Source organism: Pedobacter mendelii (genome assembly GCF_014635725.1).
In the GTDB taxonomy this organism is placed as follows: domain Bacteria; phylum Bacteroidota; class Bacteroidia; order Sphingobacteriales; family Sphingobacteriaceae; genus Pedobacter; species Pedobacter mendelii.
Genome location: NZ_BMDJ01000002.1, coordinates 437,600 through 459,326 on the forward strand (window position 1 = coordinate 437,600; position 21,727 = coordinate 459,326).

Sequence of the window (21,727 nt, forward strand, 5' to 3'; positions counted from 1 at the left end):
AAAAATGCATATATCCAAATGAAAAAACACTTAGTGTAAAGCCAACACCTACCATTTTTAATAAGAAAGATAGCTTTAAACAGTTTAAACTTAGTTTTTAGTCGGTTTTTCTTTTTCGATTTTTTTTAATCTTTTATCTATTGAGAAAAGGTAAGCCAATAAACCAACCAGAATTATAACGATACAAGTAACCACAACGTAAATTTTACCGTCGCTACGCAACTTATCGGCCATTTCTACACCATTATCTTGTGCGAATAATTGTACAGTTGCAAACATTAATATTATAGAGAAAAGTATCTTTTTCATTTTATTTTTTTGTTTTTTTCTTTAAACATTGGCGCTTCACCTTTAGTCTTTTAGCTTTAGTCTTTCAGCTTATATAACCCTAGTTCGCTTGTTGTTTGTTTTCTATTGAACGTATTCTGAAACGGATGCTGTAAACCCAGTAGCCGATTAATATCCAGCCTAAACATGCAGGGTAAAATACCATACGCATTCTGCTATCCAAATCGTAACTGTTAAAACCAGGGTTACCACCGTTGCCCGGATGTAAAGAATCTTTTAAACGTGGCAAAACAAAAAGTAAAACAACCATCATCGGGAATGCAAAAATGTTATAAATGGCCGATATTTTTGCTCTTTTCTGCTCTTCATCTATCGAATTACGGAGAATTAAATAGGCAAAATAAAGCAGTATGGAAATGGCTGCGAAATTTTGTTTTGGGTCGAAACTCCAGAATTGGCCCCATGTGTATTTTGCCCAAATGGCACCAGTTACTAAGCCTAATAGACCGAAAATGATGCCTGCATTTACACTCTCAACAGCTTTCATATCATCAATTTCACTTTTAGAACTTAAAGATTTTATGCTGTAAAAAACAGAGATAGAAAACAATACAATCATTGCAAACCACATGGGTACATGGAAATACAAATTCCTGATAGATTCATTTAAAATAGGCAAACGCGGAACACCAAGCAATAAACCTGCAATTGCAGTATAAATTACAAGCACTGAACCAAAAATTTTCCACCAAGTTTTATTCATACGTATATAATTTTGAATGAGTGAATGTTTACCCTCAATTCCAATAACCAACCATTTTATATTTTAATTTTGAATGATTGAATTTTGATTGATTGCATTCCATTCACTCAATCTATCATTCAAAATTCAATCATTTCTAAAGCTCTAGAAATTCAAATTCTCTCAATCTATCATTCTATAATTCACTCATTTTACTAGCTATAGAAATTCAATCAATCTATCATTCTATAATTCAATCATTCCATTTAATCTCTCCAAAGGTAAGGAAATAACAATAAAGAGGTTGCTACAGTAAGCACATTCACAACCAATAACATGCCTATTTCATCGTAACTATTCTCCCATGGCAAGCCGTCGACAGCATTTTTAGCTAATTTAATTAACAATATCAGTACTGGAATAATGATTGGAAAGCTCAAAATCGCCATCAACATTCCGCCGTTCCCCGCTTTACTTGCAATGGCCGAAACCATGGTAAAAACCGTTGAAAAACTGATGCTGCCCATCACAACTGCAACGTAATATAAAAGTAAATCGGGTGGTGTATAGTCACTAAAAACCATTATATAAAACCCTAGTGCTACAGTCGTTAAAACCAACATCAGTAAGGTATTATAAACGGTTTTTGAAATTAGGACAGCAGCAGGACTCGATAAAATATAGCTATATAATTGTTGCCCTTTGGTTTCTTGGAGAAAGCTTTTTGAAACACCATTAATAGAAGCAAAAAGCATAATAATCCAGAACAGAGCATTCCAGATTAATTTTTCTTTCTCATTTAGACTTACGAAAGAAAGGTAGCAGGTAAAAATTGTAGAAACCACATATAATAAAACACCGTTGATGGTATATTTTGAGCGCCACTCTAATAGTACTTCCTTATGGATTAAATATTTAACCTCTTTGGCCAGTTGCATAACCACAAAGATACTTTTATTGATAAATATTGTGAGTGTAAATTGTTGGATTGTTGTAATTTTGTTTTAAAGCTTTAGCCGCAGATTAGATTGCCACGGAAACACAGAATACACTGAAAATAATTTACCATAACTTGTCCCGAGTTTTCGGGAGATAAAAAAGAATGAACACAGATAAAGTTTTAAGTTATTTTTATAATCCTAAATCTGTGTTTATCTGTAAACATCTGTGGTAAAAAATATGAACTATGCATCAGTTATCGAATCGCCTGTTGGCAAAATAACCATCATTGCTGATGATGATTTCGTTTATGCCGTAACCTTTTCCGATAAGGATATTGAGGGATTAACGGAAAATGAACTCACTTTAGAAGTTTCTAAGCAACTAGAAGCCTACTTTAAAGGCAATTTAAAGAATTTCGATTTCCCGATGAAGCAGAAAGGAACTGAATTTCAGCAAGAGGTTTGGCAAAACTTGTTTAGTATTCCTTATGGTGAAACGACATCTTATGCGAAGTTTTCAGCGCACAATCCATTGGCTATTCGAGCGATTGCAGCAGCTAATGGCAAAAACAATATTGCCATTGTAGTTCCTTGTCATAGGGTAATTGGCAGCGATGGGAAGTTAGTGGGCTACGCCGGTGGTTTATGGCGAAAGCAATGGTTATTACAACATGAACGGGAAATTTCTCACAGAGGACAAACAGAATTAAAATTTTAGCATGAATACAACATTAGATAAAGCCGATACACCCAATTACTTAAAAGCCATTCGTTTAATCAACATTGTAGATGGGAGGTGTGATTTTGAAACAGGAAGAATTCCAATCAGACAGCATATTAATGCCAATTATTTCTTTGCTCAAACAGATGTTTCTTTAGAGAACAGTCCTCATACTGCTCCACGCAGGCAATATGTTATCACGCTTAAAGGAAAATTGAAATTTACCGTAAGCAACGGCGAGAGTTTTATTGTCGAACCTGGCATTATCTTAATTGCCGCAGATACCGCTGGCGATGGCCATACCTGGAAAATTTTAGATGGTAATGAATGGGAACGAATTTATATCCCGCTGGAAGAAGACGCAGAAGATTATTTTGAGGCTGATTAATCGCTAAAACCGATTTAATTCGATTTGCGTAAATAACATTAAAACCTATTGATGTTATGAAAACGATTTGCTCAATACTTTTAATGCTTTCAAGCTATTTGCCGATGGAAAAAAATGCACCAGTGGCTAAATTAGATTTAAAAAAATACTCAGGAACATGGTATTCGCTTTACTCAATTCCTACAATTTTTGATAAAGGAAGCAGAGAAACAACAACAAGATACACCTTAAATAAAGATGGTTTTTACGATGTATTAACCACTTATAAAAAACCTAAAGACGAAAAAATTTATTCGCGAAACTCTAAAATGTTTCCATCAGATGAGGGAAATAATGGCGAATTACAAGCGCAATTTATTTGGCCAATAAAGGTTGATTACTGGATTATCGAACTTGCAGATGATTATTCTTATGTTGTTGTAGGTCATCCAGACCGTAAATTTTTATTCATCATGAGCCGTAGTCAAACCATGCCAAAGAAAACGCATGATGAAATTATTTCCCGTTGTAAGGCAAAAGGATACGAAGTAGCTAAGCTTACTGCCCAGTTTAGAGGCTAGTGGTTTGAGCCTTTATTTTTTCACCCCGTTTAACGCTGAAAAGCATAAACAAAACACCTACTAAAAGCACAATCCATCCCCATTGGAAATGAACAACCTTACCGATTAATTTATTAGCAAAACCATATTTAGTGTAATTATTTGATGTAAAATAAACAGCAACAATTGCTAAAACATACCAAATTACCATTACGAAACTCATGAAACAAAATGCTCCAACTTTCCTAATAAAGAGAATTAGAACTGAAATTGCAATAATAGCATAAGTAATCAGGAATAACCGTGCATCTGATTGATATAGATTCCAATTCCCTTTAATCGGCACTTTTAACATCGGGCAGAAACCTGAAATTACACAAAGTAAAATTCCAACCCAAGCAAAAAATTTATTTAATACTAACATAATGAAATGATTTTTCCTGCGGATTGATTACACTGATTTCAAGATTACACAGATTTTGATTAATAATATTTCTTAATTAACAATAGTTTACAGCTAACTTACCTAACCATATTTTTTCGGACTTCGGACTTCGGACTAATGAACCATTACTGTCCCTCAACAATACCCATTTTATCGGCAAAGTGAGCACAGTAATCTCGTAAATCTTCAACAATTAAAGTTTCATTTGTCGCTTTTAAAAAAGTATCGCCCATGGTTTGTAAAGTTTCATAGAAAAAACGTTTCATTTCATCAACAGGCATATCTTTTGTCCAAAGGTCTAAGCGCATTGAGTTTTTGTAGTTATGATCCCAAAGCGCCAAAATCATTGCTTTTACAGGCACTTTATCAATACTTCCAGCATCAGTACTTTCCCAAAGCAGGTTTTCTGGGTTATTAGCATCATCTAACTCAACGGTTATTGTTATTTTTTCTTGTCTCATTTTTAAAAATTGATTCAACCGATGAAATGATTACACACTAGCGGTTATTTTTACGGTTGCAAAGATGCTTATTTTAACAAACAATTTAACTTTGACTTACACTACTTTTTGTAATATTACCATCAAAATTACTGCAAAAACGATGAACGCCATTTCCACAATCCAAATTCTTTTAAGGTCTTTAAGCGTAAAACGGAAAATTAAGTCGGTGATAAAAGTAACAATGATTAAGCAACCTAAAATCAACAGATAAAAACCACTAATATCAATATGGCGAGGTGCATTATCTTTCGGACTTAAAATATTAAAAGCCGCCAAGCCTAAACCAACGGCACCAATTATATTTAAAGGCGTAATCCTTAAGTTCATTAGCTTACTTTTTTTTATCGAATTTTTTCCCTTTTTTGAAACTCTTAATCACTTTACCTGCTTTAGCTTTTGCTTTTTCCCTAACCTTTTTCTCTATCGCAGCAGCATGTTTTTTCTCGTGGAAAGCTCCTTGAAAATCAGGGTCTTCCTTACGTTTCTGCATGTCAATCTCTTTGGCAATGTGCTGGCGTTCTTCATAAGGCGTTTCATCAATAAAAACACCCTCAGGAATTTCAGCTACAGGAATATACTGGCGAATTAGCTTTTCAATTTTACGGATATAATATTTCTCGGCATCAGTGGCAAAAGTTATGGCATCGCCTTTGGCAAAAGCCCTACCTGTCCGTCCGATTCTATGTACATAATCTTCAATGATAATTGGTACATCAAAGTTAATTACATGGCTCACATCACTTACATCAATTCCTCTACTCGCAACATCAGTTGCCACTAAAACGCGAATATTGCCCTCTTTAAAGCTATTTATTGAGTTAATTCTGGTATTCTGTCCTTTGTTTGCATGTATAACTCGAACATTTGCAGCGCCATATCTACGTTCGATAAAACTGTAAATGTTATCTGCGACAGTTTTAGTTTTACAAAAAATAATAAGGCGGTTAAAAGTCTCGTCATTTTTTAATAAGTGCTGCAATAAGTTTATTTTAGTTTTAAAATTAGGAAGGTAATACAACGTTTGTGTAACATTTGCTGCTGGCGTAGCCTGTTCAGATGCCTGAATAACGAGTGGATTATTTAAGAAATCGCCAGCGATTTTTTGCACTAAATCGCTCATCGTTGCCGAAAACAGTAAATTCTGGCGTTTGCGTGGTACGATTTCTAAAATTCTATGAATCGAACCAATAAAACCCATATCCATCATTTTATCGGCCTCATCCAATACCAAAAACTTTAAATTTTGAGTATTGATATCGCCTGCCAAATATAAATCTAAGAATCTTCCAGGCGTGGCAATTAAAATATCTACGCCTTTCGCTATTTGTTCTTTTTGTGTTTTTGGACCAATTCCACCGAAAATTACCAGCGAGCGTAAATCGGTATAAGTAGAAAATAATTTTACTTGTTCAGCAATTTGCATGGCTAGCTCGCGGGTTGGCGATAAAATCAACGCCCTCGGATTTTCGCCTTGAGCATATTTCAATTGCATTAAAATCGGCAAAACAAAAGCCGCAGTTTTTCCTGTACCAGTTTCCGCAATACCAAAAATATCCTGCCCAGATAATACTGGAGCAATTGCTTTTTCCTGTATCGGTGTGGCAATGGTATAACCTGCATCGGCAACTGCATTTAAAATTTGCCTGTTTAACTTAAATTCTTCGAACGATTTTGCCATAGCGCACAAAGATATGTTTTTTAAGCCGAAAGGCTAAAAGCTTAAAGACCAAAGCTAAAGCACTAAAAACTTAAATGTTCTTAAGTTCCTTATATGGTTTCATTTTTTTTTGAAAAGCAATTCCAGTAATTCTTGGGTTACAGCAGCCCTGCCATCCGCTTTACTCCGATGGTAACCGCAAGGGTTACCTCTACGTGCTCGCTCCTGTCAGGTTTAATTAACATAAAACAGTAAAATAAACATCCTTTCCACCTTTCATCTGCCCAAAACTTATAATTCATACTCCCAAACCAAATACCTTAATCTCGATCTCAACCTTAACCTCGATCAAACTTCAACCTCTTTCACCCAAACTTGATACTTGATACTCGCTTCTTGATACTCAATACTTGATACTTGATACTAATTTCTACCTACTTAATACTAATTTACTACCTTTGAAACCATGAATGCTTACCTGATAAAAGCCGCTACAATTGTAAACGAGGGACAAAAAATTGTTGCCGATGTATTAATTAAAGATGGATTTATTACCAAAATTGGTCGAAATCTTTCTGCCAATGGTGTACAGGAAATTAACGCCGAGGGACAATACCTTTTACCAGGAATGATTGATGACCAGGTTCATTTCCGAGAGCCTGGTTTAACACATAAAGCTGATATTTTTACCGAAAGTATGGCGGCTGTTGCTGGTGGAATTACATCTTTTATGGAAATGCCTAATACGGTTCCGAATACCTTAACACAAGATTTGCTAAAAGATAAATACAACATTGCTGCTGAAATGTCGTTGGCAAATTATTCTTTTTACATGGGAGCCAGCAACGATAATATCGAAGAAGTTTTAAAAACCGACCCTAAAAACGTTTGTGGCATTAAAGTTTTCATGGGTTCATCAACTGGAAATATGTTGGTTGATAACGAAAAAACCTTAGAAAATATTTTTAGCAAAGCACCGATTTTGGTGGCTACACATTGCGAAGATGAAGCAACAATTCGCCACAACCTTGCAGAATTTAAAGCTAAATACGGCGATGATTTAACCATCGATATGCATCCTTTAATTCGCAATGCCGAGGCTTGTTACAAATCTTCATCATTGGCTGTTGAATTGGCTAAGCGCTATCAAACGCGTTTGCATATTTTGCATATTTCTACTGCAAAAGAAATTGCTTTATTCGATAATACAACTCCACTAAAAGATAAAAAAATTACTGCCGAAGCTTGCGTTCATCACCTTTGGTTTAATGATAAAGATTACGCAACAAAAGGCAATTTTATTAAATGGAATCCGGCTGTAAAAACTGAAGCAGACCAAATTGGCATTCTTGCTGGTGTTTTAAATGATAATATTGATGTTATCGCAACGGACCATGCACCACATACTTTAGAAGAAAAAAATCAGCCTTACGCCCAAGCCCCATCCGGCGGACCATTGGTACAACATGCTCTACCCGCGTTATTGGAGATGCATTTGCAAGGTAAAATCTCGCTAGAAAAAATAGTGGAGAAAACAGCGCACAATTTAGCCATCTGCTTCGATATTGAGAAACGTGGTTTCATCCGTGAGGGTTATTGGGCAGATTTAGTTTTGGTCGATTTAAAAGACTCGTGGAAAGTAACCAAGCTTAATAATTTCTATAAATGCGGCTGGAGTCCGTTTGATGGCGATACATTTCAGGCAAGCGTTACACACACTTTTGTATCAGGCAATTTAGCTTATCAAAAAGGCAAATTTACCACAGACCAGATTGGCAAGCGACTAACTTTTGCGAGATAGATTTGTTATATTTGTTTATTAAGAAATAGTATAATGGAAACTTTAATCGCACACCCACAAAACGAAGAACAAGCAACTGCATTAAAAGCAGTTATGAAAGCTTTGAAAATTGATTTTGAAACAGAAGAACGTCCATATAATCCTAAGTTTGTAGAGAAAGTTCTAAAAGGTGTTAATGCTAGAAAATCTGGTAAGCCTGGTCGAAAAATCGATCTTCAGAACATGTGGAAATAAACCGTTAAGCATCCTTGATTTATTGCATCCCAATTTAATTTAAAGCTATTGGTATGCAAATAGAATTACATGAACAAGCCATTGATGATTTTGAATATTGGAAAAAATCAGGGAATAAAGCCATTCAAAAAAAGATAGAACAATTAATCACAGCCATTCAAGAAAATCCTTACATGGGCATTGGAAAGCCAGAACCACTTAAATATGGTTTATCTGGTCAATGGTCAAGAAGAATTAACGAAGAACATAGAATCATTTACGATGTAATAGAAAATGTTCTAAATATTTATTCTCTAAAAGGTCATTATAATAGTTAATGATAAACAGGTCAATATTTACAAAATCAATTATTACAGTCGGCATTGCCATACTTATTTTCCTTTTTGGCTTATTCCCATCGGCTGTTCAAAAATATTATTCTATAGGTTTCTATCCTTACATTTCTTCAGCTTTAAGATTCATTTCTTCCATTTTTCCATTTGCCATTGGCGATATTATTTATGCTTTAATTATAGCATACGTACTTTATAAAATCATCAGGTTTTACAAACGACGAAAAACTTTAACTAAGCAACATCGAATTACTGTTCCATTACAGGTTTTAAATTTCGTTCTAATTCTTTACGTAGTTTTCAAAATTGTTTGGGGCTTAAACTACAGTCGGCCAAGTGTAAGTGAAGAATTAGGCATTGGAAACGATAAATACACCGTTAAAGAATTGGTTTTACTGGGCGATTATTTTGTTAAAAAAACTAATGATTTAAAGCTAAAACAAAGCAAAATACCAGCTTACACGATTAAAGAATTAGAAACAAATTCGGCTGCTGCATACAATTTAATGGCAAAGAAAAACTCATTATTTAGCTATCAGAATCCTTGTTTAAAAGCAGTTTTGAATCCTTGGATAATCAGTAAAGTAGGTATTGAGGGTTATTACGCACCGCTTACTGGCGAAGCAAACATGAATATGAATCTTCCTGATTTCGTTAAGCCTTATGTTTCTTGCCATGAAATTGCCCACCAATTAGGCATTGCATACGAAGATGAAGCCAACCTTTTGGGTTACCTAACAGCAAGTAATAGTCCTGATGTGAATTACCAATATTCAGCTAACTATGAAATGTTGAGGTATATTTTGTTCGAGGTCAGAATGAAATCGCCAGATGATTACAAAATACTACACGATAAATTAGCTCCAGGTGTTTTAGCTGACTTTAAAACTGAAAAGGAATTTTGGAGAAAATATAACGGCGAAATGTTTGGCTATATGGATGCCGCTTTTGATAGTTTCTTAAAATTGAATAACCAGAAAAAAGGAATTGACAGCTATCAGGATATTGTAATTTGGCTGTGGAATATGCATAAACATCAGTTGTGAGTTGGGTGTTATCTGTTGCTTGGAGGGGCGTAAATTAAGTGCTTAATTCCATTGATAAAAACTAATGCCATGTTATAATTGGCGACACCCAAACCCGCAACAGGAAACACGTAACCGGCAACACTTATCCGTGTATCGCCTCTTTTGTTCCAAAACTTTGAATTAATTCGCCCTCAAAATCCAGCCACTCTTTCCAGCGTTTATCCACATCAACATCTGTACTGTATTTACGAGCAAAGTTTAAGAAAGTGGTATAATGGCCAGCTTCAGAAACCATTAATTCGTGGTAAAATTTAGCCAGTTCTTCATCTTTAATATTTAGCGAAAGTACACGAAAACGTTCACAACTTCTGGCCTCAATCATTGCTGCAAATAAAAGTCTATCAATAAAAGCTTGGTTTCTGCTGCCATCTTTTTTACTGAATTTTACCAATCGGCCTACATAATCATCTTTACGTTCGCGGCTCAATGTATAACCACGTTCTTTGATGATATTAATTACCATTTGGAAATGCTGCATCTCTTCTATCGCTATGGCCGTTAATTCATCAACCAAATCCTGGTATTCAGAATTTTGAGTGATTAAAGTAATGGCATTTGATGCGGCTTTTTGCTCGCACCAGGCATGGTCGGATAAAATCTCTTCTAAATTCGATTCAGCAATATCTGCCCAACGTGGGTCTGTTAATAATTTTAATCCAAGCATTTTGAGGTTAAGGCTAAGGTTGAGGCTGAGAGCATGGCTACAAAATTAAAACATTTCCAGTAAAAACTGCAAAACCGTAGGTTTAAAGTCGTTTAATTCTGTGATAGCTTTTAAAAATTCACTTAAATATGCACATATTATCATTTTAAATATGCAGGAAAATATTTGAACAATAAAAAACCTTTATTTTGCAGAAAATCAAATCATGAACGCTAAGAAACTACTAATTATTGGATTCGTTTGGCCCGAACCTACCTCATCTGCAGCAGGAACCAGAATGATTCAATTGGTCGATTTGTTTTTAAGCAGAGATTATGAAATTACTTTTGCTTGTGCCGCATCGAAAAGCAATTTCAGTTATGATTTTAAGGGGAAAAACGTTGTAGAACAAGAAATTAAGCTAAACAACGAAAGCTTTAATACTTTTCTAAAAAATTTAAACCCCGAAATTGTACTGTTCGACCGTTTTATGGTTGAAGAACAATATGGTTGGAGGGTACAGCAAGAATGCCCAAATGCCTTACGAATTTTAGATACCGAAGATTTACATTTTTTGAGAAGTGCTCGTGAGCATAGCACCAAAAAGCAACTAAGTTTAGATTTATTTAATGATACCGCTAAGCGAGAAATTGCCTCGATTTTACGTTGCGATTTATCTTTAATCATCTCTGAAATAGAAATGAAAATATTAACAGCGCAGTTTAAAATTGATGCTTCCTTGCTTTATTATTTACCATTTCTCGAAAAAGAAATTACAGTACGAGCCAGTAAAAACTGGATTCCTTTTGAGGAACGAGCTGATTTCATTTTTATTGGAAATTTTCTTCACGAGCCCAACTGGAATACTGTACAGGTTTTAAAAACCAAAGTTTGGCCTTTATTACGAAAAAAACTCCCAAATGCCAGCCTAAACATTTATGGTGCTTACGCTTCGCAAAAGGTTTTACAATTGGAAAACAAGAATGAAAAATTCTTTATAAAAGGAAGAGCCGAAAATGCTCAAGAAACCATTGCCAAACATAGAATACTGCTCGCTCCTATTCAGTTTGGCGCTGGTATTAAGGGTAAATTTATTGATGCCATGCAGGTTGGTACGCCATCTGTAACCACTTCAGTAGGTGCAGAAGCGATGAAAGGCAATTTAGAATGGAATGGTTTTATTGAAGATGATTTAGATTTTTTGGTTGAAAAGGCCGCAGAACTTTATCAGGATAAAGAATTGTGGCTTTCTGCGCAACAAAATGGTATTCGTATTGTCAACGAGCGTTATAGCTGGGATTATTTTGCTAATGATTTTTTATTGAAAGTTGAAGAATTATTTTCGGGTTTGATACAACATCGCCAAGAGAACTTTTTTGGGCAAATTTTGAATCATCATACGCTGCAAAGCACAAAGTATATGTCGTTATGGATTGAGGAGAAGAATAAAACTGCATCGAATAAATTATTATAAAATATTCGCATATACCCATTTACATTAGCTGTATTGGCGTAATAAAGTTGCTTATATTTACGAGTTATACGCAAATTTAAACCGAGAAACGATGAATGAACCAACTATCACAGATTGGATTAGTGCAATAGGGACTTTATTAGGTATTCCAGCAATTATTTTTGGAATATTTCAGCTTTTTAGAAAAGATAAAAATCTTGAAAAACAGGTAAACTCATTGGAAAGTTTGGCCAAATCGCAGAATGATGTCGTTAATAAAATGACCGACGAAATTCAAGAATTATCACGACAAACTTCTGAATTTCAGTTTCAAACTGAACATATGAGAGATGCAAATGACATTGCTAAAAAACATCTCGAAATTATAAATGAGCAGTTCTTACAAAATAAAGTTACAACCGAAAATCAGGTTGAATTACAACGACTTGAAAGACTTTCGAAGATTAAGCCACACTTCACTTTTTCTGGTGGGATGTCAAGTCCTGAAAGATTTCAAGTATCTCTTCTTAATAAAGGAAATACCGCAAAGAATATTGAAATAATACAAGTTGACAATGAGTTAGCTAAATTTAATATACTTGAGAAATCGAAAGAAATTGACAATAATAAAAAATTAGAAATTACAGGCTACTCCGACTTAAGTAAAACTTATTTTAATTCAAATCAAGTTCCATTTGACGTTGAACTTATTTATGAAAATGAAGACGGAATTAAATACAAACAAAAGCTAACCAGACAAAATCAAACATACAATTTAACAAATCCTGAATTATTAGAAATAAATTAAATCTTCGCATAACAGCAAATTTGTTCAAAAATGGCTGACGGTGGTTTAAATAAGTTCATCTGTTATTTATTTAATTTGGTGCGGGCTGAAAATGGTTCTGCAAGCAATGCCATTTCTGCGCAAATTTTCAAAACGTTATCAGCCTATCCACAACCAATATCTAAAAAGTAAAAGAAAATTAAATAAAACAATTGTTTCCTAATTGGGAAATTTCTACCTTTAACAAAAATTGCGAATGAAGCCAAATTTTGACATTGAGTTATTACCAGAAGCAATTGAGTTTTTAGAAAACCTTGACGAAAAACCGAGAGAAAAAATTTACTATAACATAAAAAAATCTCAATTCGTTAATGATAATGAGCTTTTTAAAAAACTAAATGACTCCATTTGGGAATTTCGCACTTTGTATAACAATAAAGCATACCGGCTATTTTCGTTTTGGGATAAAATTGACGGTAAGGAAACCTTAGTTGTAGCAACACACGGAATTTTAAAAAAGACACAGAAAACGCCATCAAAAGAAATTAAGAAAGCGGAAGAAATTAGAAAACTCTATTTAGAGAACAAAATTAAAAAGAAGTAATTATGGCAAATACATTCAAAACAGTTTCAATCGATACCATGATTGATAAACATATTGGCAAACGTGGAACGGACAAAAGAGAAGCATTTGAAAATGAGTTAAGAATTGATTTATTAGGCCAAGCGATTAAGCAGGCAAGACAACGGAGGAATTTAACGCAAGAACAATTAGGAGAACTTGTTGGCGTACAAAAAGCGCAAATTTCTAAAATTGAGAACAGCGTAAAAAATGCAAGATTTGAAACTATTTTAAAAGTATTTGATGCATTAGGTGCTAAAGTGAATTTCAATGTAGAAATGAACAACGAAAATTTAGCTTATTAACTAATAAAGCAATCGTTAACTATTGCTTTGCGATAGTGGCAAAACCGCAAAGTTTAATATTGAAACGAAGAGCTTTCATTTTCCCACATTGGCAAGTCTAAAAAAGCTAGCTGTAAACGTTTCCCGCTCATCATAAACCTGATGGTACGAAAAGCCCCGATTTAAGCATCTTTCTATATTTTCTTAATTGTATGCTAGCTTGTTTCACAGGTTTCTTCGGGCTTGTAGGGACAGCAGGACTGCACTTCCCCAAGAATTACCGAACCGTTCGTTTCCAAATCATATCAATCTTTAAAACGTTTCAACTTTACAACATTCCAACAATTTTAGAACAACAATTGTGTAAATTCGCCCCATGGCAAAAATATCAATTAACCTTGCTACAGGTTCGTTTCAAAAGGAAGAAATTATAGTCGGAATCGATTTAGGCACCACCAACAGTTTAGTGGCATTCATCAATCCCGACAAAAACCCGCAAGTAATAAACGATGCCGGAAAAGGTTTATTGGTACCATCAGTAGTCTATTTCAACAACCAAAATGAAGCGATTGTAGGTAATGAGGCCAAAGAATTCTTAACCACCGACCCTGCAAACACCATTTTCTCGGTTAAAAGATTATTGGGTCGCTCTTACAAAGATGTTGCTGAACATAAAGACATTTTCTCTTACAAAATTATTGATGATGATACCGATGCCTTAGTAAAAATTCAGGCAGGCGACCGTTTTTACACGCCAATAGAACTATCAGCTGAAATTTTAAAAGAACTTAAAGCAAGAGCGGAACATGCTCTAAAAACACCCGTTAACAGAGCTGTAATCACCGTTCCGGCGTATTTTAACGATAGTCAGCGACAAGCAACACGCGATGCAGGAAAACTTGCGGGTTTAGATGTAATGCGCATTGTGAACGAACCAACCGCTGCAAGTTTGGCTTACGGAATCGGTTTAGATCCATCTCAACAGAAAACGATTGCCGTTTACGATTTAGGAGGTGGTACTTTTGATGTTTCTATTCTTCAAATTCAGAATGGAATTTTCGAAGTTTTGGCGACAAACGGAAACACTTATTTAGGTGGCGATGATTTCGACAGAGCCATTTTAAACCACTGGATTGAGAAAAACAATTTAGATATTAAAACAGTTGCCGAAGATAATATTTTGATGCAAACCTTGCGTTTACAAGCCGAGGCTGCTAAAAAAGCATTATCAACACAAAATTTATACAATGAAAAAGTTGGCGAAATTTGGTGCACACTAGATAAGCAAACTTTCGAACAACTCATTTCAGCAAAGGTTGAGGAAACCATTGCGGCTTGCAAAAATGCATTGAAAGATGCCGATTTAACCCCTTCAGATATTGACGAAGTGATTTTGGTTGGTGGTTCTACACGTACACCTTTTGTTAAGCAAGAGGTAGAAAATTTCTTTGGCAAAATACCACAAGACAACATCAATCCTGATGAAGTGGTAGCACTTGGCGCCGCCATTCAGGCTGATGTTTTGGCTGGAAATCGTTCCGACATTTTATTGCTTGATGTTACGCCACTTTCCCTTGGTATCGAAACTATGGGCGGCTTAATGAATGTGATTATCGCCCGAAACAGCAAGGTGCCCACTAAAGCTGGTCGCCAGTATACCACTTCTATTGATGGCCAGGTGAACATGAAAATCTCGGTTTACCAGGGCGAACGCGATTTGGTTAAAGAAAACCGCAAGCTTGCTGAATTCGATTTAAAAGGCATTCCGGCGATGCCTGCGGGTTTACCTAAAGTTGATATTAACTTTTTGTTAAATGCCGATGGTATTTTAACCGTTCAGGCCATTGAGTTGCGCTCTGGCGTGAAACAAGAAATCGAGATTACGCCAAGCTACGGTTTGAGCGATGACACGGTAGAAAAAATGCTGATTGATAGCATTACTCACGCCAAAAGCGATGTAGAACAACGGATGTTAATCGAAGCCAGAAGCGAGGGCGAACAATTGCTTTACACGGCCGAACGTTTCATCGAAAAACATGCAGAGCATTTAACGGAAGAGGAAATCGCTGAAACGAAAACGCATATTGAAGCTTTAAAAACAGCTTTAGCTAGCGAAGAAAAAGATACAATTTTGAAAAAAGCGGATGAGCTAAACGAATTTACCCGTCCTTTTGCAGAACGTGTAATGGATGCAGCAATATCGACAGCTATGAAGGGGAAAAAGATAGAGTAAGGAGGTTGAGGCTGAGGTTAAGATTGAGGCTGAGATAATAGTTATATGTAGGCTATTGAGCTTATACGAACTTATATTTCTTATATGGTGAAAATTAAATAAAAATATTTGGAAAGTACTGTCACAGCTAATCGGTTCCGATAGCCCCGCTTTTGTTTCCGCCGGTAGAAAAAATCGGCATCCACGGCAATCGGGTTTATTTTACTCAGGTACACCTACAAAACTTAAGCTCTATTATGCAAAATTATAATTTGCTATTAACTGCAAACTTGTTTTTTTAATTGACCATTAATTCAGGTAATCGAATTACAAACTCATTTCTTACCATACATCAAAAATTCTGTCCTGCTAACCTCTTAGCTTTGCTTTATAAATTTTAGCAATATGGAATTAGGTATTGGCATGTTTGGCGATTTGCAAATCAATGCAAAGGGAGAAATTCAACCAGCACAACAAAGGCTTCAGGAAATTATAGAAGAAATTAAATTGATGGACGAAGTAGGATTAGATTTCTATGGAATTGGCGAACACCATCGCCCTGATTATGCAGTTTCGAGTCCAGAAATTATTTTAGCCGCAGCCGCAACAGTAACTAAAAACATTAAGTTAAGCAGCGCAGTTTCAGTTCTAAGTTCTTCAGACCCTGTAAAGCTTTATCAAAATTTTGCTACAATAGATTTAATTTCCAACGGCAGAGCAGAGTTAATGGCTGGTCGCGGAAGTTTCATCGAATCTTTTCCTCTGTTTGGTTATAATCTTCAAGATTACGACGAGCTTTATGAAGAAAAATTAGAGCTACTTTTAAAAATCAACAAAGAACCAAAAATCAGTTGGAAGGGTAAATTCCGTCCTGAATTGGTTAATCAGGAAGTTTTACCTCGTGCTGTTAACGATAATTTAAAAATCTGGGTGGCTGTTGGCGGAACGCCAGAATCGGTAGAACGAGCAGGAAGATTAGGTTTACCAGTGATGTTTGCCATCATCGGTGGACAACCAACTCAATTCAAACCACTTTTTGATTACTACAAAAAAGTTTATCAGGCTTATGGCCATGATATGAATAAATTTGAAGTTGGCGTTCACATGCATTCATTATTCAGCGAAAACAGTCAGAAAATTTCAGATTATTATTTCCCGTTGTATTCTGCACAAATGAATAGAATTGGAAAAACCCGTGGTTGGGCACCTTTTCAAAGAAATCAATTTGAGGCTGGAAGAAATATTAATGGTGCCTTAATTATTGGTGATGCAAATGAATCAGTAGATAAGATTCTAGCGATGGAAGAAAATTTTGGTTTAACTCGTTTCTCTGCTCACATGGATGTTGGCGGGCCATCTCACGCTGCAATGATGAAATCTATAGAAATCTTCGGAAATAAAATTACTCCAGAAGTAAGGAAAGCGCTTAAGCAATAATATCGCCAATAATTTGAAAACGTAATACAGCCTAGTGCAATCATAAAAGCTATCATTCATACAACATTTTCATTCCTAGTTCAGCTGGTATCAGGAAAGATAATTATGATTTTTGAACGAATTTATTGAATTAAGACTATTGTAAAGAACTTAATTAAACGCAACGTCATCAAAGCTAAAATAGGAAGCTTGCTTCTGAAAACCTGGTTTTTCTACTAATTTTTAAAAAATCAATCCAACAATTTTACTAATTTGGTTAAAAAAAACAACATGAAAATTTACCTTTTGATAATCTGTTTGACTCTTTTTTATGCCTGCACAAGCCCAAATAATAATAAGGATAATGAAGAAGAAAAAAATGCTGCAGAATTTAAGCAGCAGAGTTTAAGCACTTTTACGCCAAACACATTTTATTACACTAATAATTTAGACGAAAATAATACTGAGTGGGCTGCAAAGGAGTATTCAATTTTTCAATCTAAAACATTAGATAGTATAAATCACCATTATTTTGAATTACTTGATGTATATGGTAATGACGATAATATTGTGGTTTTTAATGAATTTTTTAATGAGGGAAAAAGAATTAAACATGTAATACTGGATACACTTTATAATTATAGCGATTTCGCAAAAAATTTGCCCGACAAGGGCACCTCTGTTGGCGTTTTAGATAAGGATGAACTCGATGGAATTGACACAACAGGCCTTGAAAAAAAATCGATTATTGCAGTTGTAAGAACAATGGGGCAACAGAATTACAAAGCAGACGCTGATAGCGCAATTGCCAAACATAAAAAGGCAGGAAAAAACCCTTTTGAGGCAATTGATGTGAAGAGAAAAATGATAGTTTTACAAGCTTGGTTTGCTAATACCAAAACAAAAAAGATAGAGGTAATTAAAAATTAGCAGGAGTTTATTTTTTGAACTATAGATTAATTCTTAACCTTATATAATTCATTGCTATATTTAATAACGCAAATTACGCATTACAAAATATAGAATGGATAATTCCGAACAATTAAACCTGCTATTAATTAAGCTGGAGAATTTATTACTTAGACAGCAAGGGTTTGAGGCAGAAATAAATGCTTTAAAAAAACAGGTCGAAGTGCTACAATTTGGAACGGATTACATTATTAAAGAGCAAAAGGCACCTCAAGTTGTAATTACACCTCCACCGAGAAATACGCCTCCAAATGCGGTTTTTCAAAACATCTCAACTCCAAACCCTGTTCCAAATCCATTTCCACCGCGAGCAAACCAACCGCAAAGCAATTTTGCAGATAAGTTTAAGCGTGAGAACATAGTTAAATCTGATTTCGAAAAGTTTATCGGGGAAAATCTAATCAGCAAAATCGGAATACTGATTTTAATTCTCGGAGTTGGTATTGGTGCAAAATACGCTATCGACCACGATATGGTTAGTCCTCTAACCAGAATAGTTTTAGGTTATGCCATTGGTGCAGGCTTAATGGCCTTTGCCATCAAACTAAAAGAAAAATACGAAAATTTTTCGGCGGTTCTAGTCAGTGGTGCAATTGCCATCATGTACTTTATTACCTATGCTGCCTACGATTTTTATTCGCTCATTCCGCAAGTTTTAGCATTTTTATTAATGGTTGTTTTTACATCTTTTACAGTAGTAGCTGCTATAAAATATAACAAACAGGTTATCGCTCACATTGGCTTGGTTGGTGCTTATGCAGTTCCATTTCTACTGAGCGATGGTTCAGGAAAAGTTGGCGTATTGTTTACGTATATGGCCATAATTAACATCGGAATATTAATTTTAAGTTTGAAGAAATACTGGAAACCTCTGTTTTATGCATCATTTGGATTAACCTGGTTAATTTTTGCGTCGTGGCGAATGGATTTAGGCTCTGATAATAAATTCTTTGAATTATCCTTATTCTTTTCGACCCTATTCTTCCTCACATTTTACATTACAAATTTAGCTTACAAGATTACACGTAAAGAAATTTTTGGCTTTAGCGATGTGGTAATCTTGCTTTTAAATTCATTTGTTTACTATGGAATCGGTTATTTTATCCTTGCCGATAACAAAAATAGTGTTGAGTTTTTAGGTTTATTTACACTCGCCAATGCCGTTATTCACTTTTTGGTAAGTTTAATTATCTATAAAAAAGAACTCGCCGATAGAAATCTGTTTTACCTGATTTTAGCCATGGTGATTACCTTCATTACTATTGCCATTCCTGTTCAACTTAATGGTGGTTGGGTAACTATTTTCTGGACGGTTGAGGCCGCTGTGTTGTTTTATTTGGCTCGGGTTAAAAGCATCGCGATTTATGAAAAACTGTCCTTTCCACTAATATTTCTAGCATTTATTAGTTTGCTACAAGATTGGACGAGCTATTACGATTATTATGGAAATGATTCAACCATCACACCGGTACTAAATGTTGGTTTTTTAACGGCTTCTATTTTCATCGGAAGTTTTATCTGGATGTTTAGCATCAGCAAAAAGGAAACAGAAAAGCCTGCCGAATGGCCATGGATGAGGCAAATTTTAAGTTATGCCATCCCATCAATTCTACTTTTAACAGTGTATGTAACCTTTAGATTAGAGATTTCAAAATACTTCGATAACCTGATGCAATCGACAAGAATTAGTCTTCACCCGCAGGTTAAATCAGATTACGCAACTTATGAATTCAATTACAATTACGACACGCTGAAAACTGCCTGGATTTATATCTACACTTTGTTTTTTGCTTCAGCAATAACTTATTTCAATACTAAAAAATTGAAGAACGGCGAGCTTGCAATTACAAATTTGATTATTAATTTATTGGTTGTGGTGTTATTCTTAACACACGGACTTTACACTTTAAGCTTACTTAGAGACCATTATTTATTTCCATACAACAAATATTTCAGCATCAGTTCTTTCAACATTGGTATCAGATATATTTCAATGATCTTTTTTGCACTGCTGATTGTTCAATGTTATCAATTACAGAAATCTGGACTGCTTAAAAAAGACTTTAAAACCATGTTCGATTATCTGCTGTATATTTCTATTTTATGGGTTATCAGCAGTGAGCTAATTAACATTTTGGAGTTATCAAGCACTCAGGAAAGTTATAAATTGGGCTTGAGCATCCTTTGGGGCGTTTATTCGCTATTTTTAATAAGTATAGGCTTGGGCAAAAACAAAAAGCATCTGCGCATTGGTGCGATGGCTTTATTCGGCATCACCTTAATTAAGCTTTTCTTTTACGACATTTATTCTTTAGGTACGATAGCAAAAACCATTGTTTTTGTATCGCTAGGTGTGCTTTTACTCATCATTTCTTTCCTTTATAACAAGTATAAACATTTAATTATTGATGATGTTAAAGTTGAAGATTAACCTATTTTTATTGCTTTTAGTAAGCGCTGCTGTCACGAAAGCACAAACCAATTCTTATAAATTTAAACGAGATATAACAAATGTAAATTCGGCTTGGCACAGTATGAAACTGCCCAATCAATTGTATAAAAATGCAAATATTGATTTCAAAGATTTAAGGATTTTTGGTGTAAATGGAAAGGATACTATAGAAGTTCCCTATCTATTAAAACAACGAGCCGATAAGGTTACTTCGAAAAATATTACATTTAAACAGATAAATCAAAGCTCAAATCTGAGTAACTACTATTATACATTTCAATCTGATACAACCAATACCATCAATCAGATTAATTTAGCTTTTAAGCAAGATAATTTCGATTGGCAGGTAACGCTTGAGGGCAGTAACAACAATCTTGAATGGTTTTCAATTCTGAAAAATTATAGGATTCTTTCCATCAAAAACAATTACACTGATTATAAGTTTACCAAATTGAGTTTTCCTGATTCTAAATTTCAGTATTTTAGAATTGCTTTGAAAAGCACTGTTCAACCTGAATTATTGTCTGCAAAAATTTCGAAAACTGATACAGTAAAGGGAACTTATGAGGATGTAAAATATAAAACATTCCAGTTAAAAAATGATGCGACCAATAAAGAAACTGTTATAGAAATTGCTTTAGAAAATCCCATTCCGCTCTCTTATTTAAAACTAAATGCGCAAAGCGATTTCGATTTTTATCGCTCGATTAAAATTGAGTATGTAACCGATAGTTTTAAAACTGATAAAGGCATCCAATACAACTACGCAAATCTTTATTTGGGAACAATTAGCTCATTAGAAAAACCTGAATATAACTTCCCAAATACCATTACATCAAGATTAAAAATTACAATTCAAAATAACGATAATAAACCTTTACGCTTGAGTAAATTGGATCTTAAAGGTAATGTTTACGAAATTATAGCCCGATTCGATAATCCAAAATATGCTTATGCTTTATATTATGGAAATGAAAAAGCTGTAACACCAAGCTACGAAATTGAGAAATTTGAGAGTAAAATCCCTTCAAATTTAACTTTTGTAGCTCTTAGTGAAGAACAAAAAAACCCCGCTTATTCAATTATAATCAAGAAACCAATATTTGAAAACAAGGCTTGGCTTTGGGTTTTAATGGCAGTTATTATAGCATTATTAGGTTGGTTTTCATTTAAAATGTTGAGGAATTAATGTTATTGTAAATCATAAAAA

At 34.6% G+C, this 21,727-nt stretch carries 24 protein-coding genes; 16 read left to right on the top strand and 8 right to left on the bottom strand.

Features of this window, described 5'->3' with window-relative positions:
- Positions 1–90: 90 nt before the first annotated feature.
- From IEV50_RS05295 to IEV50_RS05305, 3 genes are all read right to left on the bottom strand, one after another.
- Entirely contained in the window at positions 91–309 is a 219-nt protein-coding gene (locus tag IEV50_RS05295) for a CcmD family protein (protein WP_188412197.1), read from the bottom strand.
- 79 nt (positions 310–388) lie between these two features.
- Positions 389–1,051 (bottom strand): cytochrome c biogenesis protein CcsA, encoded by a 663-nt coding sequence (gene ccsA, locus IEV50_RS05300; protein WP_188412198.1) that lies wholly within the window; start codon positions 1,049–1,051, stop codon positions 389–391.
- Between the two features lie 245 nt (positions 1,052–1,296).
- Positions 1,297–1,968 (bottom strand): heme exporter protein CcmB, encoded by a 672-nt coding sequence (locus IEV50_RS05305; RefSeq protein ID WP_188412199.1) that lies wholly within the window; start codon positions 1,966–1,968, stop codon positions 1,297–1,299.
- A gap of 241 nt (positions 1,969–2,209) precedes the next feature.
- Between IEV50_RS05305 and IEV50_RS05310 the strand changes: the two genes are divergently transcribed.
- From IEV50_RS05310 to IEV50_RS05320, 3 genes are read left to right on the top strand one after another with little or no spacing between them, the layout of a single operon-like run.
- Complete coding sequence (locus IEV50_RS05310) at positions 2,210–2,689, top strand: methylated-DNA--[protein]-cysteine S-methyltransferase (protein WP_188412200.1); 480 nt, start codon at positions 2,210–2,212, stop codon at positions 2,687–2,689.
- Position 2,690: 1 nt separating this feature from the next.
- Positions 2,691–3,080: a cupin domain-containing protein gene (locus tag IEV50_RS05315; protein ID WP_188412201.1), complete on the top strand. Its 390-nt coding sequence runs from the start codon at positions 2,691–2,693 to the stop codon at positions 3,078–3,080.
- Between the two features lie 56 nt (positions 3,081–3,136).
- Entirely contained in the window at positions 3,137–3,640 is a 504-nt protein-coding gene (locus IEV50_RS05320; protein ID WP_188412202.1) for a lipocalin family protein, read from the top strand.
- Here IEV50_RS05320 and IEV50_RS05325 read toward each other — a convergent pair.
- From IEV50_RS05325 to IEV50_RS05340, 4 genes are all read right to left on the bottom strand, one after another.
- Positions 3,630–4,043 carry a hypothetical protein gene (locus IEV50_RS05325; RefSeq protein WP_188412203.1) on the bottom strand — a complete coding sequence of 138 codons (414 nt, stop codon included), beginning with the start codon at positions 4,041–4,043 and terminating at the stop codon, positions 3,630–3,632. The genes IEV50_RS05320 and IEV50_RS05325 overlap by 11 nt on opposite strands.
- Positions 4,044–4,189: 146 nt before the next feature.
- Positions 4,190–4,525, bottom strand: a complete 336-nt coding sequence (gldC, locus tag IEV50_RS05330) for a gliding motility protein GldC (protein ID WP_188412204.1) — start codon at positions 4,523–4,525, stop codon at positions 4,190–4,192.
- Positions 4,526–4,621: 96 nt separating this feature from the next.
- On the bottom strand, positions 4,622–4,894 hold the full coding sequence (locus tag IEV50_RS05335) for a hypothetical protein (RefSeq protein ID WP_188412205.1): 273 nt from the start codon (positions 4,892–4,894) through the stop codon (positions 4,622–4,624).
- 4 nt (positions 4,895–4,898) lie between these two features.
- On the bottom strand, positions 4,899–6,245 hold the full coding sequence (locus IEV50_RS05340) for a DEAD/DEAH box helicase (protein WP_188412206.1): 1,347 nt from the start codon (positions 6,243–6,245) through the stop codon (positions 4,899–4,901).
- Between the two features lie 445 nt (positions 6,246–6,690).
- Between IEV50_RS05340 and IEV50_RS05345 the strand changes: the two genes are divergently transcribed.
- The 4 genes from IEV50_RS05345 to IEV50_RS05360 are packed head-to-tail and all read left to right on the top strand — an operon-like array spanning position 6,691 to position 9,637.
- Positions 6,691–8,025 (top strand): dihydroorotase, encoded by a 1,335-nt coding sequence (locus tag IEV50_RS05345; protein ID WP_188412207.1) that lies wholly within the window; start codon positions 6,691–6,693, stop codon positions 8,023–8,025.
- 33 nt (positions 8,026–8,058) lie between these two features.
- Complete coding sequence (locus IEV50_RS05350; protein ID WP_188412208.1) at positions 8,059–8,259, top strand: DUF2683 family protein; 201 nt, start codon at positions 8,059–8,061, stop codon at positions 8,257–8,259.
- Between the two features lie 53 nt (positions 8,260–8,312).
- A complete protein-coding gene (locus IEV50_RS05355) occupies positions 8,313–8,576 on the top strand; it encodes a Txe/YoeB family addiction module toxin (RefSeq protein ID WP_188412209.1) in 264 nt (87 codons plus the stop codon).
- Positions 8,576–9,637 carry a DUF3810 domain-containing protein gene (locus IEV50_RS05360; RefSeq protein ID WP_188412210.1) on the top strand — a complete coding sequence of 354 codons (1,062 nt, stop codon included), beginning with the start codon at positions 8,576–8,578 and terminating at the stop codon, positions 9,635–9,637. The genes IEV50_RS05355 and IEV50_RS05360 overlap by 1 nt, the downstream gene beginning before the upstream one ends.
- A 124-nt stretch (positions 9,638–9,761) precedes the next feature.
- Here IEV50_RS05360 and IEV50_RS05365 read toward each other — a convergent pair whose 3' ends face one another.
- Entirely contained in the window at positions 9,762–10,343 is a 582-nt protein-coding gene (locus IEV50_RS05365; protein WP_188412211.1) for a MiaE family protein, read from the bottom strand.
- Between the two features lie 205 nt (positions 10,344–10,548).
- Between IEV50_RS05365 and IEV50_RS05370 the strand changes: the two genes are divergently transcribed.
- The 9 genes from IEV50_RS05370 to IEV50_RS05410 all read left to right on the top strand — a co-directional run bounded on the left by IEV50_RS05370 (position 10,549) and on the right by IEV50_RS05410 (position 21,706).
- Positions 10,549–11,796 (top strand): glycosyltransferase family 4 protein, encoded by a 1,248-nt coding sequence (locus IEV50_RS05370; RefSeq protein ID WP_188412212.1) that lies wholly within the window; start codon positions 10,549–10,551, stop codon positions 11,794–11,796.
- 91 nt (positions 11,797–11,887) lie between these two features.
- Positions 11,888–12,583: a hypothetical protein gene (locus tag IEV50_RS05375; RefSeq protein ID WP_188412213.1), complete on the top strand. Its 696-nt coding sequence runs from the start codon at positions 11,888–11,890 to the stop codon at positions 12,581–12,583.
- A 235-nt stretch (positions 12,584–12,818) separates the two neighbouring features.
- Positions 12,819–13,166, top strand: a complete 348-nt coding sequence (locus IEV50_RS05380) for a type II toxin-antitoxin system RelE/ParE family toxin (RefSeq protein ID WP_188412214.1) — start codon at positions 12,819–12,821, stop codon at positions 13,164–13,166.
- A gap of 2 nt (positions 13,167–13,168) precedes the next feature.
- Positions 13,169–13,489 (top strand): helix-turn-helix domain-containing protein, encoded by a 321-nt coding sequence (locus IEV50_RS05385; protein ID WP_188412215.1) that lies wholly within the window; start codon positions 13,169–13,171, stop codon positions 13,487–13,489.
- A gap of 355 nt (positions 13,490–13,844) precedes the next feature.
- Complete coding sequence (gene hscA, locus IEV50_RS05390; RefSeq protein ID WP_188412216.1) at positions 13,845–15,701, top strand: Fe-S protein assembly chaperone HscA; 1,857 nt, start codon at positions 13,845–13,847, stop codon at positions 15,699–15,701.
- Positions 15,702–16,085: 384 nt separating this feature from the next.
- Entirely contained in the window at positions 16,086–17,117 is a 1,032-nt protein-coding gene (locus IEV50_RS05395; protein ID WP_188412217.1) for an Atu2307/SP_0267 family LLM class monooxygenase, read from the top strand.
- A 270-nt stretch (positions 17,118–17,387) separates the two neighbouring features.
- Positions 17,388–18,026: a hypothetical protein gene (locus tag IEV50_RS05400; RefSeq protein WP_188412218.1), complete on the top strand. Its 639-nt coding sequence runs from the start codon at positions 17,388–17,390 to the stop codon at positions 18,024–18,026.
- A gap of 94 nt (positions 18,027–18,120) precedes the next feature.
- On the top strand, positions 18,121–20,496 hold the full coding sequence (locus IEV50_RS05405) for a DUF2339 domain-containing protein (RefSeq protein WP_188412219.1): 2,376 nt from the start codon (positions 18,121–18,123) through the stop codon (positions 20,494–20,496).
- Positions 20,486–21,706 (top strand): DUF3999 domain-containing protein, encoded by a 1,221-nt coding sequence (locus IEV50_RS05410; RefSeq protein WP_188412220.1) that lies wholly within the window; start codon positions 20,486–20,488, stop codon positions 21,704–21,706. The genes IEV50_RS05405 and IEV50_RS05410 overlap by 11 nt, the downstream gene beginning before the upstream one ends.
- Positions 21,707–21,727 lie beyond the last annotated feature (21 nt).